The 12874-nt window shown below is 41.9% G+C and carries 13 protein-coding genes and 1 tRNA gene; 9 read left to right on the top strand and 5 right to left on the bottom strand.

The window, feature by feature from the left end; genetic code table 11:
* Nucleotides 1-79: 79 nt before the first annotated feature.
* The 5 genes from D2U88_RS12540 (at nt 80) to D2U88_RS12525 (ending at nt 3679) form a co-directional block, all read left to right on the top strand.
* Nucleotides 80-427 (top strand): plasmid mobilization protein, encoded by a 348-nt coding sequence (locus D2U88_RS12540; protein ID WP_119638764.1) that lies wholly within the window; start codon nt 80-82, stop codon nt 425-427.
* The gene (locus D2U88_RS12535; protein WP_119640903.1) at nt 417-1466 is read left to right on the top strand and encodes a relaxase/mobilization nuclease domain-containing protein; all 1050 of its coding nucleotides are present in this window, start codon (nt 417-419) and stop codon (nt 1464-1466) included. Before D2U88_RS12540 ends, D2U88_RS12535 begins: the two co-directional genes overlap by 11 nt.
* A gap of 11 nt (nt 1467-1477) precedes the next feature.
* Nucleotides 1478-1768: a hypothetical protein gene (locus tag D2U88_RS12530; protein ID WP_235855784.1), complete on the top strand. Its 291-nt coding sequence runs from the start codon at nt 1478-1480 to the stop codon at nt 1766-1768.
* Nucleotides 1769-1904: 136 nt separating this feature from the next.
* On the top strand, nt 1905-2078 hold the full coding sequence (locus D2U88_RS19555) for a hypothetical protein (protein ID WP_177190118.1): 174 nt from the start codon (nt 1905-1907) through the stop codon (nt 2076-2078).
* Entirely contained in the window at nt 2075-3679 is a 1605-nt protein-coding gene (locus tag D2U88_RS12525; protein ID WP_119640902.1) for a recombinase family protein, read from the top strand. The genes D2U88_RS19555 and D2U88_RS12525 overlap by 4 nt, the downstream gene beginning before the upstream one ends.
* On the opposite strand, the gene D2U88_RS12520 is transcribed toward D2U88_RS12525, so the two are convergent.
* Nucleotides 3645-3718 (bottom strand) — tRNA-Arg (locus D2U88_RS12520). The genes D2U88_RS12525 and D2U88_RS12520 overlap by 35 nt on opposite strands.
* A gap of 63 nt (nt 3719-3781) precedes the next feature.
* Between D2U88_RS12520 and D2U88_RS12515 the strand changes: the two genes are divergently transcribed.
* On the top strand, nt 3782-4294 hold the full coding sequence (locus tag D2U88_RS12515) for an adenine phosphoribosyltransferase (protein ID WP_119640901.1): 513 nt from the start codon (nt 3782-3784) through the stop codon (nt 4292-4294).
* On the opposite strand, the gene D2U88_RS12510 is transcribed toward D2U88_RS12515, so the two are convergent.
* The 3 genes from D2U88_RS12510 to D2U88_RS12500 all read right to left on the bottom strand — a co-directional run bounded on the left by D2U88_RS12510 (nt 4291) and on the right by D2U88_RS12500 (nt 7045).
* On the bottom strand, nt 4291-4440 hold the full coding sequence (locus tag D2U88_RS12510; RefSeq protein ID WP_119640900.1) for an SsrA-binding protein: 150 nt from the start codon (nt 4438-4440) through the stop codon (nt 4291-4293). The two genes, D2U88_RS12515 and D2U88_RS12510, sit on opposite strands and share 4 nt — an antisense overlap.
* A 557-nt stretch (nt 4441-4997) precedes the next feature.
* The gene (locus tag D2U88_RS12505) at nt 4998-6686 is read right to left on the bottom strand and encodes a M56 family metallopeptidase (protein WP_119640899.1); all 1689 of its coding nucleotides are present in this window, start codon (nt 6684-6686) and stop codon (nt 4998-5000) included.
* Nucleotides 6686-7045, bottom strand: a complete 360-nt coding sequence (locus tag D2U88_RS12500; RefSeq protein WP_119640898.1) for a BlaI/MecI/CopY family transcriptional regulator — start codon at nt 7043-7045, stop codon at nt 6686-6688. The genes D2U88_RS12505 and D2U88_RS12500 overlap by 1 nt, the downstream gene beginning before the upstream one ends.
* A 150-nt stretch (nt 7046-7195) precedes the next feature.
* Here D2U88_RS12500 and D2U88_RS12495 point away from each other — a divergent pair, with 150 nt between their 5' ends.
* Nucleotides 7196-8134: a calcium/sodium antiporter gene (locus D2U88_RS12495; protein WP_119640897.1), complete on the top strand. Its 939-nt coding sequence runs from the start codon at nt 7196-7198 to the stop codon at nt 8132-8134.
* 60 nt (nt 8135-8194) lie between these two features.
* Here D2U88_RS12495 and D2U88_RS12490 read toward each other — a convergent pair whose 3' ends face one another.
* Nucleotides 8195-9205, bottom strand: coding sequence for a glutamine synthetase beta-grasp domain-containing protein (locus D2U88_RS12490; protein WP_119640896.1), 1011 nt, complete (start codon nt 9203-9205; stop codon nt 8195-8197).
* Nucleotides 9206-9415: 210 nt separating this feature from the next.
* On the opposite strand from D2U88_RS12490, the gene D2U88_RS12485 reads away from it, so the two are divergent.
* The gene (locus D2U88_RS12485; protein WP_119640895.1) at nt 9416-11602 is read left to right on the top strand and encodes a glutamine synthetase III family protein; all 2187 of its coding nucleotides are present in this window, start codon (nt 9416-9418) and stop codon (nt 11600-11602) included.
* Between the two features lie 76 nt (nt 11603-11678).
* Nucleotides 11679-12857, top strand: coding sequence for an AIR synthase related protein (locus D2U88_RS12480; protein ID WP_119640894.1), 1179 nt, complete (start codon nt 11679-11681; stop codon nt 12855-12857).
* Nucleotides 12858-12874 lie beyond the last annotated feature (17 nt).

The raw sequence follows: 12874 nt of genomic DNA, 5'->3' as shown, positions 1-12874 counted from the left end.
AGCAAGTTGTGTTTTTGTAAACAAAAACTGCGCACTTCGTTTACAAGTGACCTTTTGAACAATACCAAATTCATGGAAAATGGCAAGACCTAGAAAGGACATATCAAAACAAAGGACGATTGTCATCGCCTTCAGGGTTTCACAAAGCGAATACTTGATCATTACCAAAAATGCGGAGACAATCGGATTGTCCACGGCCGAATATATCCGGAGAAAATGTACTGGAAAATCCCTGCCGACCAAAAAGGTAAATCCAATGGACCGGAAACTTTTTGTCGAGCTGAGCAGGGTGGGAAACAACCTGAACCAGCTTGCCAGGGTCTCGAACTCAGGTATCCGTGCCCCGTTCAGTATATCCAAACAATTGGGGGAGGTAAAAATGTTGTTGCAACAGCTCAAATCAAATATCTCGAACAATGATAGGTAAGATAACTATAGGAAAAGATTTCTATGGTGTTCTGGTCTACAATGAAAAAAAGGTAAACGGAGGAATAGGATATGTCATCGATTCCAATATAGAGCATTCCACAGCGGTAAACATGACACAGGAATTCAATTTGATCAGGCAATTGCGTCCGGGACTTGGGAATGCGGTATTCCATGTTTCCTTGAACCTGCCGTACTCTGACCAATTGGACGATAAAGAATTTGCTTCATTGGGATGCGACTATCTGATGAAAATGGGTTTCGATAACAACCAGTTCATCATGTACCGCCATACCGACACGGAACACGAACATATCCATATAGTGGCCAACAGGGTAAGGTATTCGGGCAGGATAACAAATGATAGTAACATTAAAAGAAGAAGCCGGAAAGTGCTCAATGATCTGGAAAGGAATTATGGACTGACCCAAATTTCAATAAAAGCCTGTGCAAAAAAATCACTTGACCATAAGGAAATAGAGAAAACCCTGAGAACAGGCGGTTTACCTATCAAACTTATCTTACAGGAGCGGATTGGTTTGGCAATCTCAAGGGCAACGGATACAACTGAATTTGTCAAATTACTGCAAGAGCTAAGTATATCGCCAAGATTCAACATTAGCAAAACCACAGGAAGGGTCTCGGGCATATCGTTCAACTATCAAGGCATAGTATATAAAGGCAGTACCCTTGGTAAAAATTTTTCATGGAACAGTATCGTAAAACAAATCGATTATGAGCAAACAAGAGACCGTTCAGTTATACTCTCAACTAATGGAAAGGAACGAGGAACTGATAAAATTGGCGAAGGAAACCATAATGGAACAGTCAAGGTTGAACCAAGAAATAATAGGACTGCAAAAGGCACTGAAAATTCTGCTCAACAATCAAAAAGTTATGTGGGAGAAATTAAGGGAAATGGAGTAGTCGAGCCTCTATTGGATGAAGCGGAGTGGAATCCTTTCAAACTGGAACTCAAAGATGATATTAATAAGAAGAAGTCCAAAAGAAAGAAGAAAAGGAAAGGGCTGGGCCTCTAGAACTTGAACTTATGGAAAATAACAATAAGCAAAAACCTTCAGGAATGACCCCCTCCGAGATCCAGGTATTGGAGATGATACGCAGTAAAAGGTTCCTGTCCATCAAAGTGATCATCAAGAACGGGGAGGTCGATGCCATTGAAGGTCTGGAACGATTGGACACAGGGGAGCGTATCATCGATATGTTGAAACAACATGATTTTCAGAACCTGGAAATCAAACAAAGCAATGGTAAGATTGTTTGTGTAAACAGGATATTCAGAAAAAAAGTCTCCCCTCTGGCAAAAACAAAAAGAAGTTAACCAACCATTAATATTCAATGGATAAAATTGTCATCCGATACTGGATTTAAATAGTTTAAAAAGGTAAATTAAAGCCTGCTTATACAAATACGGTAGTGACCATACAAGATAAAGGAGCTACCGCTATTTAATGGAAATGTCCAACACAATCATTGAACAAAGGCAGAAAAACAGAACATTCAACAGCACATGGCTCAAGACATTTAAAGGGTTTGAGGATTATTCGGAGAAAGAAGCGGAAAAAATCTTGGAGCAACTCAGGGAACTCGCCAACATAGTTTGCCGCCATGTCCAAAAAGGGAACATATGAACTTAGAGGTATTCAGTCAATTTGCCAAAAGGGAAAAGGGAAGGATTATAGGGAAAAATAATACGGCCGTTATCTACACCCGTGTTTCCAGTAAAGAGCAATTTGACAAAAATGCCAGTCTCAGCACACAACTTAAATATTGCCAGGAGTATGCACTTCGAAAGGAATTGGAAGTTCTGGAATATTTCGGGGGAACCTATGAATCTGCAAAGAGCGATGAACGTAGGGAATTTCAAAGGATGTTGAAATATGTCAAAAGGAGAAAGAACATTGGCTATATCATTGTCTATTCCTACGATAGGTTTTCACGTACGGGCGCGAACGGTGCCTATATCAGCGAGCAGTTAAAAAAGCAGGGAGTGGCCGTTATTTCGGCCACCCAGGAAATCGATGTAACCACGAGTGCTGGGACCTTTCAAGAAAACCTATACCATATGTTCTCCCACTTTGACAATCAGGTCCGTAGGGACAAATCCATTACGGGAATGCGGGAGAAGCTGCGAAGGGGGCATTGGACGGGAGCCTACCCATTTGGATATACCAATACAAATCCTGGGAAAGGAAAGGTCCCGAATTTCGTAATTACCGATGAAGGAAAATTGTTGAAGCAAGCTTTTTTATGGAAGGCCAATGCCAATATGTCCCATGTCGAGATTGCAAAACGGCTCAAAGAAAAGGGCCTGGACATACATGCAAAAAAATTGACCGATCTTTTTAGAAATCCATTCTATTGTGGACTTATTGTCAATAGCCTAATTCCTGGAGAAGTGATTCAGGGAAAACACGAGGCCCTGATATCGAAAGAAATCTTTTTAAAGATCCATAATTTACTTCACGAGGGAGATGCACCCAAGAAATATTCGTACGACGATGAAAATCTGCCATTAAAACAGTTTGTCAGATCTTCGGTTTGTGGGACACCTTATACTGGGTTTATTGTGAAGAAAAAGGGGCTATATTATTACAAGAACAGACGTAAGGGAAGCAGGGAAAGCAGAAGTGCAAAAAAGCTCCATGAAGAGTTTATCAATGTTTTGAACAGGTATACCATAGCCAATAAAAAGTATATCGAACCTTTGACCGATATCATACACGATACCTTGTTGGCCAACAATCAAGAAGCACTTAACGACCAAAAACGATTGACCAAAGAACTTGCTCAAATCGGAGAGCAGATAAATACATTGGAAAGAAGATTCGTTTTGCTGAACGAAATCACAAAGTCCCAATATGATCTTTTTATGCCTGAACTAAAAGCTAAACAAAGGGAATTGGAGATGAAATTGGAGAATGGCGGGATAAATAGTTCAAACCTCAAAAAATCAGTAATAATGGCACTCGATTACGCTTGTAACTTACCGTATTTATGGAAGTTAGGGGATTTGGAAACAAAAAGGGCCATACAATATATGGTGTTCCCCGACGGGATTGAGTATGACTTCAAAAACAAAGCAGTTCAAACTTTTCGGGTCAATGAAATTTTTGGCGTAATCAGTTCGTTTTCAGGTAATTTGAAGGTAATAAAAAACGGGAATTTCCACTCGATTTGTGAAAAATCCCGTTTAGTGACCTCGGCAGGATTCAAACCTGCAACCTTCTGAGCCGTAATCAGATGCGCTATTCAGTTGCGCCACGAGGCCTTTTTAATGGGCTGCAAATATATTTCTTTTTAACTTTATCACAAAACCTTAGCACACAAAATAATGGATTTTTCCACCTACATTCGTGATATAGAAGACTTTCCAAAGCCAGGAGTTGTTTTTAAGGATATTACACCGCTCCTTAAAGACCCAAAAGTGTTCCAAAAAGCTAGCGATGCCTTGCTGGGTTTTACATCGAACATGCAAATTGATAAAGTGGTCGGTGTGGATAGTAGGGGGTTTATTTTCGCACCTCTTTTGGCTTCAAGATTGGGTGCGGGTTTTGTCCCTGTGCGCAAGTCGGGTAAACTTCCTTTTAAGACCTTATCGGAATCCTATGCCCTAGAATATGGCGAAGATACCCTCGAGATGCATACCGATGCCATTCTAAAAGGGGAAAAGGTACTTGTCCATGACGATGTCTTGGCTACCGGTGGTACGGCAAGCGCCGTATGTAAATTGGTGGAAAAATTGGGTGGTGAAGTCGTCCAGTGTAATTTTTTGATAGAACTTACCTTTTTGAACGGGGCCGATAAGCTGAACGGTTATCCGATTAAGGCCCTACTTCAGTATTAATTTTCATCCAAGGCCTTTGTGGTCACAAAATAGCGCCATCCAATGATGGCCAATTGGAATTTGGTCGCTTTGGAAAGGTCCAACCCCTTTTTGGAATAGGAGGGCAGTATTGCCTTATTGATCTTGGCCAGTGTTTTGTACAGCATGGAATCTAAACTAGACTACAAATATAGTTAGGATGATCAGAATGGTTTCAAACACCGTCCGCCGGTTCCGATAATCCAAAAAAAGGTTGGCCCAAAGCTTGACATATATAGGGAGGTTTAAATGAATATGATAGCTATGATTTGGATAAGGATCATAACAAAAAACTTGACAATTGCGATCATGGTTTGATTGATTTAAAGGTTAAAAAAACAACTATAAACCGGTTATATTTTTTGAAGATATAATGATAAAAGTCATGCCTCCAAACATTTAGGGAAGAATCTATACAATTGCATACAAGATTGTAGTTAAAAAAATGCTTGACTCCTACGAGAGTAATACAGTGTCTTGAAAAAAGTTATAAAATGTAATGTTAAATAACATTTTATATTATAAAATGACACATTTGTAGGGGTGTTTTAGGGGTCGTTTCAAAAACCTAGGGGCGTTTCGTTTAAAAATGGGCCCTTTCTGGCATTTTCGTTTTTTTGAGAGCCAAAAAAACCGTCAGATTTCTGACGGTTCTTCCGCTAATTTTGGGTTGTATAAATCGAGTTTAGTTGCCTTTTTTGGTCGTTATCTCAATGACACCGTCCTTGGCTTTTTTACCGTATTTTTCTATGGCTTTGTCACCTTTAAGGACGTTGATGCTCTCAATGGTATCGGGTGATATTTTTTTAACGTCTTCAGATTTTACTTTTTTTCCATCAATATAATAAAGGGGTTCATCTCCGCCATCATTGTCAATAAAAAAGAAGCTGGACTTACCACCAATGACCTCAATGTCCTCATCGTCATCAGAATCTTTCATGATCATAATATGACCCCCGTCTTTCTTCATGCGCTTTACCTTGATTTTTTTGGATACTTCATCGTCATCATCGGAAGTGATGAATATCGATGTCCCATTTTCAATTTCCATTTCTTCCATTTCATCATCGGAAAGTTCCTTGCCATTAACAATCACCTTTTTTTTGGCATTGTCTTTTCGGATGATGACTTCAGTCTTGTCGTCTGAGCTCCAATGGATTTTGTCTCCATCCATTTTATGGATTTTGATGGTTTTATGTGCAGTGTTGCCAAAGGATACCAAATTGGCTTCGTCATCATATAGAACCATTATGGGATCTATGGGGCCATCGGAATTAGAGTTGTAGTTGCCACTAAATTTGGCGCCCTTGGAATTTTTTCCACTTAGGTTTAGGGAAATATCAATAATCTCTTTAGCATCATTTCGTACTGTGGTATAGCTAAAGTCGATACCGTCTTTGGCCAGGTCTTTTTTGATTTTGTCCAACTCATCATTAGAGGTATCCTTGTTTATGGTGAGTTCCACGGATTTGTCGTCCATGATACTATCGATACTGTCCTCATTGGTATACCGATATACATTTTCGACACTGAAACTGACCAAGAACAGTCCCAATAAAGGAATTACCAATAAGGTTTTAAAGACACTGATTCTTTTGGACTGATTTTGATTTAACATGACTATTCGTTTTTTGATTAATGAATTATAGAATGAATTTGTAAGTCTGAAATTTTGATTTTCAACAACTTGTCTGAGCATGAGGTATTGATAATTTTTCTTGTCCTCCGCAATTTGTATGGCACTTCTATCCGCCAAGAACTCCAAGTTCTGTTTGATGGCCGGTTTGTATAACCAAAGTACAGGGTTGAACCAAAAGAGGATCCTTAGGATTTCCAGTAGGAGAATATCCAAGGTATGGTACTGTCTGGCATGTACCTTCTCATGGGCCAAAACGGTGTTCAGTTCCGTTGGGCTAAAAAGACTCGGATTGTAGAAAATATAATTGAAAAAGGAAAAGGGCGAGATTTTTTTCTCGGTCTCCACGTGTAAAAAAGGGCGTTCTTTCCAGGTTTTGGCATTTGCGGCCAATTTTTTCAAAGAACCCAATTGAAGAATAAACCGCACCAACATAATGGTACACACCAGAACATAAATGGTCAACAATATGTTTTCCAGAGTAAACCATGACCCTGTATCGGTGACGGTATGGACTCTGGTTGAGGTGCCCGCGGTATTGATCAGAAAAGGTTTGGACGTAACAATGGTCCTTTGGATCTTGATTAGGGGAAATGTCAATGAGAGGACCAAGCCGGATAATAGGAATACCCTGTTTTCCGTAAAAAAGGTGTCACGTTTCAGGAACAGATGATAGACGGCAAGGAAACCACCGGATATCAAGGCTGATTGAGCAAAATAAGATACTATGGATTCCATTATTTTTTCTTTTCGATTAGGTCGATTATTTCCTTGAGCTCATCCACTGAAATTTTTTCCTCATTGGCAAAGTAGGATACCAGACTTTTATAGGAATCGTCATAGTAATCGGCAATGGCAGCGTTCACGTACTTTTTCCTATAGTTCTCCTTGCTTACGGTGGGAAAGTAGCGATGGGTGTTCCCAAAGGCTTCATGGTCCACAAAGCCTTTTTCCTGAAGGTTCCTTACAATGGTCGATAAGGTATTGTAGTGGGGCTTGTCACCTTCTATCTCTTCGAGGATTTCTTTGACGAAGGCCTTTTTCAGCTTCCAAAGAATTTTCATGACTTCCTCCTCCTTATTGGTCAATTTCTGCATGATGGATAAATTGTTGATCCAAACATAATACTAATTGAATAGTTAAACAACTATTTTTGTAGTTTATTAACTGTTTTTTTAGTTCTTGAATTTTGAAGAACCTTCTTTGAAGAGTAAATCTTCTGTTATCTTTACACTAAATTCTACTCTTTGGGAAATCTGCTTTTCATTGTCCTGGGTCTTGTCCTACTCATTTTTGGAGGTAACTGGTTGTTGAAGGCTGCGGTAGCACTGTCACTTCGACTGTCAATACCAAAAATTGTGATCGGGATGACGGTGGTTTCCTTTGCCACTTCAGCTCCCGAGCTTATTGTGAGCGTCAAAGCAGCCCTGGAAGGTTTTCCCGATTTGGCACTGGGCAATGTGGTAGGTTCCAATATTGCCAATTTGGGACTTGTACTGGCGATAACGGTCATCATGGGTAGTATCGATGTTCGAAAGAGTTTTTATACCACCGACTGGCCTGTAATGATGATTGCTTCGTTGCTTTTCTGTGGCTTTATCTATTTTGATGGTATTCTACAGCGCTATGAAGGGATGATCCTGGTCGCTTTCCTTTTTATCTTCTTAGTGTATCTGCTCAGGTTTCAAAAAACGGCCGTTGTTGATGAAATGCCGGAAGATGACGTACTCCTGCCCTTATATAAAATAGTATTGTTTTTGGGAGTTGGCGGTACTGCGCTATGGGGAGGTTCCGAATTGCTTATCAATGGGGCGGTTGGCATGGCCAGCACTTTTGGGGTAAGTGATCGTGTGATCGGTATCACGGTGGTTTCTGTAGGTACGAGTATCCCGGAGTTGGCCGCATCCGTCATTGCCGTACTGAAAAAGGAAAAGGCCATTTCGTTAGGTAACTTGATTGGGTCGAACATCTTCAACCTGTTGGCGGTTTTGGGAATAACCTCCATCATAACACCAATAACCGTAATGGATCATGGCCTGCTTTCCAGCGATATTTTTTGGATGCTCGGCATTTCCTTCTTGATCCTGCCTTTGGTGTTCTTTCCAAAGGGGCTGCGATTGGGTTGGCGTGATGGATTGGTGCTTTTGGCCTTTTATGCCATCTTCGTCTATATGACCCTAAAATAAAAACCGCCCCATTGAGCGGGACGGTTTCCATCTATAATCAACAACTAATTTATAAACTTCTTATACCTTGGCGGATTTTACCGTTTTAATGATACGGGCCGCAACTTTGTATGGATCCGCGTTGGAAGCAGGTCTTCTATCTTCCAACCATCCTTTCCATCCTTTCTCAACGGTCATGATCGGAATCCTAATGGAAGCACCCCTGTCGGAAACCCCATAGCTGAAGTCGTGGATGGATGCAGTCTCATGCTTACCGGTCAAACGTTGGTCGTTAAACTCTCCATATACGGCAATGTGCTCGGCAGTTACAGGCCTGAAGGCTTCACAAATTTTCTCATAGGTTTCTTTGGAACCACAAGTTCTCAAAGTACTGTTGGAGAAGTTGGCGTGCATACCGGAACCGTTCCAGTCCCCTTTGATGGGTTTTGGGTGGTATTCAATATAGTAACCATAATCTTCTGTCAATCGGTCCAATAGGTAACGGGCGGCCCAAACTTGGTCACCGGCAGTTTTGCCTCCTTTGGCAAAAATCTGGAATTCCCATTGTCCACATGCAACCTCTTGGTTGATACCTTCAAAATTGATACCTGCCTCAAGGCACAAGTCTGCATGGCGCTCCACCAATTCCCTACCATGGGTGTTTTTACCACCTACAGAGCAATAGTACATGCCTTGGGGACCAGGATAGCCGTTTATTGGGAAACCAAGTGGTAACTGGGTTCTGGTGTCCATGATGAAGTACTCCTGTTCAAATCCGAACCAGAAATCATCATTCTCATCATCGATAGTAGCTCTTGAATTGGTTTCGTGTGGGGTACCATCCGGGTTCAACACCTCTGCGATCACCAAGTAACCATTGATCCTTCCTGGATCTGGGAAAATGGCAACAGGCTTAAGTAAGCAATCTGAAGAGCCTCCTTCGGCTTGTTCAGTAGAACTTCCGTCGAAAGACCATACAGGACAGTCCTCCAACTTTCCGCTGAAGTTATCTTCGATCTTAGTTTTGCTCCTCATGTTGGCGGTAGGTGTGTAACCGTCCAACCAGATATACTCTAATTTTGATTTGCTCATAATTCTGGTAGTTAATTGTTCTCAAAGTAATGAAGCACAAAAATAAATTTTTCATTTAATTATCAATGTTTTAAGGGGGTAAAATCACAAACTTCTCTTTATTATTTATATTACCCCTGTTTTAAGCGGGGATGAGTGAAAAAAAAGTAAATTTTACCCCTAATATTATTAAATTGTTAATTGTAGATTTGAAGTTTAAATAATTTAAAAATGCCGAAGATCAGATTTCAAGCTTTGGAAGAGAGCCGAAAGAGGGAGCATACCTCCATTAGCGAAACGGGTAAAAGATCCGAGTTGTTTGGAAAGAATGTTTTTAATGAAGAAAAAATGCTCCAGTTTTTGACGAGGGATGCTTTTGATAATGTAAAATCCGCCATTTTCCAAGGCAATAAGATAGATAGAAAAATTGCCGATCAAGTGGCCGAGGGAATGAAGGCATGGGCCCTGTCCATGGGAGCTACCCACTATACCCACTGGTTTCAACCGTTAACAGGGGCCACAGCCGAAAAACACGATGCTTTCTTTGATATTCTGCCCAATGGGCGAGCCATGGAAAAGTTCGGAGGCGCTCAATTGGTACAACAGGAACCTGATGCTTCCAGTTTTCCCAGTGGTGGTATCCGAAACACTTTTGAGGCCCGCGGCTATACTGCTTGGGACCCAACATCACCGGCATTTATATATAAGACAACCCTTTGCATCCCAACCATTTTTGTGGCCTATACCGGGGAAGCATTGGACAACAAGGCCCCATTATTAAGGGCATTGCATGCCATTGACCAGGCGGCGACGGGTGTGGCACAATATTTTGACAAGAATGTAAGAAAGGTACATGCTACCCTAGGGTGGGAGCAGGAATATTTTTTGATTGACAAGGCCTTGGCCAAATCCCGTTTGGACCTTGCTACAACGGGTAGGACTTTGGTGGGAAGTTTTTCTGCCAAGGGACAACAATTGGACGATCACTATTTTGGAGTGATCCCCCCAAGGGTCTTGAGCTTTATGAGCGATTTGGAAAAGGAATGCACCAAATTGGGCATACCTGTTAAAACACGACATAACGAAGTGGCTCCCAATCAGTTTGAGTTGGCGCCGGTGTTCGAGGAGGCCAACCTTTCCGTAGACCATAATTTATTATTGATGGATGTGATGGAAGAAATTGCGGACCGCCATAATTTCTCCGTGCTTTTCCATGAAAAACCTTTTGCGGGTATCAATGGGTCGGGCAAGCACAACAACTGGTCGTTGGCTACTGATACTGGGGTGAATCTGCTCAGTCCTGGGACCACACCCATGAAAAATCTTCAGTTTTTGACCTTTTTCGTCAATACTATCAAGGCGGTGGACACCTATGAAGAATTGCTCCGTGCCTCCATAGCTTCGGCCAGTAACGATCACCGTTTGGGGGCCAATGAGGCACCTCCTCCCATCATTTCCATCTTTATAGGAAAGCAACTCAACGATGTGCTCGATGAATTGGAAGGGGTTTCCAAAGGAAAACTGTCCCCGGAGGAAAAAACGGAGCTCAAGTTGAATGTGGTGGGCAAGATTCCCGAAATCTTGTTGGACAACACGGATAGAAACCGTACTTCACCTTTTGCCTTCACTGGGAATAAATTTGAGATGAGAGGGGTGGGTTCCAAGATGAACTGCGCCAAACCCATGACCATTCTCAACACCATCGTGGCCAAACAGTTGACCGACTTTAAAAAGGAGGTTGATGCATTGATCGACAAGAAAAAGTTGAAGAAGGATGAGGCCGTTTTTAATGTGCTTCGCGAGTATATCAAGACTTCCAAGCGCATCCGGTTTGAAGGGGATGGTTATGGTATTGAGTGGCAGGAAGAAGCAAGGCGTCGTAAGTTGAGTTTCAACAAAAACACTCCAGAAGCCTTGCAGGTAATCACGGACAAAGAAAGTGTTGCCCTTTTTAAGGAGATGGACGTGATGAGTGAGGTGGAGCTTACCGCACATCAAGATGTCGAACTTGGAGCTTATATTTTCCATATTCAAATTGAGGGCCGTGTCTTGGGAGAAATGGTCTACAATCACATTATCCCTGCTGCGGTAAAATATCAGAACATTTTGCTGGAAAACATCAACGGACTCAGGGAAGTTTATGGGGCCGCACATAAAAAGGTGGCCGAGACCCAATTGAATATCTTAGAGCAGGTTGGGGAACACATTGTCGAGATCAAGAAACTGACCGATGAAATGACGGATGCCAGAAGACGTGCCAATGGTATGTCCATGCGGAACAAGAAGGCCCAGGCCTATTGCAACAATGTAAAACCCTATTTTGATTCGATACGGGAACAATCCGATGCCTTGGAAAAATTGATTGCGGACGAGTTTTGGCCGTTTACCAAGTACAGGGAGATGCTCTTTTCAAAATAAAGGTTTTTGCTTGAAAAGAAGTGGTTCCGTACCCATAATTTGAAGGCTTTCCGTTATTTTTGCCCAAACCTAATTTATGTCGTCCGACTCCAGTAAGAGATATGCGCAACGAGGTGTTTCTGCCTCCAAGGAAGATGTGCACAATGCCATCAAGAACATTGATAAAGGTCTTTTTCCCAAGGCTTTCTGCAAAATAGTGCCCGATTATCTCACAGGAAGTGAAGACCATTGCTTGGTCATGCATGCCGACGGGGCAGGCACAAAATCCTCCTTGGCCTATATGTATTGGAAAGAGACCGGTGATATATCGGTTTGGAAAGGGATTGCCCAAGATGCCCTTATCATGAATGTGGATGATCTGATCTGTGTGGGTGCTACGGACAACATCATGTTGTCCTCTACCATAGGTAGAAATAAAAATTTGGTTCCTGGGGAAGTGATTTCTGCCATCATCAATGGTACCGAAGAATTGATTTCTGACTTAGGCAAGCATGGCATTACCATCCATTCCACAGGAGGTGAAACAGCCGATGTAGGGGATTTGGTGCGTACCATTATTGTGGATTCTACCGTTACGGCGCGCATGAAACGCAGGGAGGTCATCGATAATGCCAATATTAAGGCAGGAGATGTAATCGTCGGATTGGCATCGTACGGCCAGGCGACCTATGAAAGTGGGTACAATGGCGGTATGGGAAGCAATGGTCTGACGTCGGCTCGCCATGATGTTTTCGGAAAATATCTGGCGAAGAAATATCCCGAAAGTTACGATGCTTCGGTTCCTGAGGAATTGGTGTATTCTGGAAACACAAAATTGACGGATTCGGTTCCCAATGCTCCTTTGGATGCAGGAAAATTAGTGTTGTCACCCACAAGGACTTACGCCCCGATCATCAAAAAGATCCTATCAAAATATACCTCGGATGATATCCACGGAATGGTACACTGCAGTGGAGGTGCCCAGACCAAGATTTTGCACTTTGTTGAGCAGTTCCATATCATCAAGGACAATATGTTCCCGATACCTCCTCTCTTCAAATTGATACAGGAACAATCTGGTACCGATTGGAAGGAAATGTACCAAGTCTTCAACTGCGGGCATCGTATGGAAATCTATGTAAATGAGCAAGTTGCTGAGGATATTATCTCCATCTCAAAAAGCTTTGGTGTGGATGCGCAGATCATTGGTAGGGTGGAAGCTTCCGAAAGCAAAAAATTGACCATCCAAAGCGAGTACGGCAAGTTTGAATATTAGCATACGAATCTTCCTTA

The sequence above is a fragment of the Flagellimonas aequoris genome, from assembly GCF_003584165.1.
Taxonomy (GTDB): Bacteria; Bacteroidota; Bacteroidia; order Flavobacteriales; family Flavobacteriaceae; genus Flagellimonas; species Flagellimonas aequoris.
This window is presented reverse-complemented; position numbering and strand designations above follow the sequence as displayed.

Excerpts from the sequence above, each read along its gene's own strand:
- D2U88_RS12500 (WP_119640898.1), bottom strand. The coding sequence starts at position 7,045 with ATGCAGAAATTGACCAATAAGGAGGAGGAAGTCATGAAAATTCTTTGG.
- D2U88_RS12540 (WP_119638764.1), top strand. The coding sequence starts at position 80 with ATGGCAAGACCTAGAAAGGACATATCAAAACAAAGGACGATTGTCATC.
- D2U88_RS12510 (WP_119640900.1), bottom strand. The coding sequence starts at position 4,440 with ATGCTGTACAAAACACTGGCCAAGATCAATAAGGCAATACTGCCCTCC.
- D2U88_RS12505 (WP_119640899.1), bottom strand. The coding sequence starts at position 6,686 with ATGGAATCCATAGTATCTTATTTTGCTCAATCAGCCTTGATATCCGGT.
- D2U88_RS12490 (WP_119640896.1), bottom strand. The coding sequence starts at position 9,205 with ATGAGCAAATCAAAATTAGAGTATATCTGGTTGGACGGTTACACACCT.
- D2U88_RS12525 (WP_119640902.1), top strand. The coding sequence starts at position 2,075 with ATGAACTTAGAGGTATTCAGTCAATTTGCCAAAAGGGAAAAGGGAAGG.
- D2U88_RS12530 (WP_235855784.1), top strand. The coding sequence starts at position 1,478 with ATGGAAAATAACAATAAGCAAAAACCTTCAGGAATGACCCCCTCCGAG.
- D2U88_RS12515 (WP_119640901.1), top strand. The coding sequence starts at position 3,782 with ATGGATTTTTCCACCTACATTCGTGATATAGAAGACTTTCCAAAGCCA.
- D2U88_RS12480 (WP_119640894.1), top strand. The coding sequence starts at position 11,679 with ATGTCGTCCGACTCCAGTAAGAGATATGCGCAACGAGGTGTTTCTGCC.
- D2U88_RS12535 (WP_119640903.1), top strand. The coding sequence starts at position 417 with ATGATAGGTAAGATAACTATAGGAAAAGATTTCTATGGTGTTCTGGTC.
- D2U88_RS19555 (WP_177190118.1), top strand. The coding sequence starts at position 1,905 with ATGTCCAACACAATCATTGAACAAAGGCAGAAAAACAGAACATTCAAC.
- D2U88_RS12485 (WP_119640895.1), top strand. The coding sequence starts at position 9,416 with ATGCCGAAGATCAGATTTCAAGCTTTGGAAGAGAGCCGAAAGAGGGAG.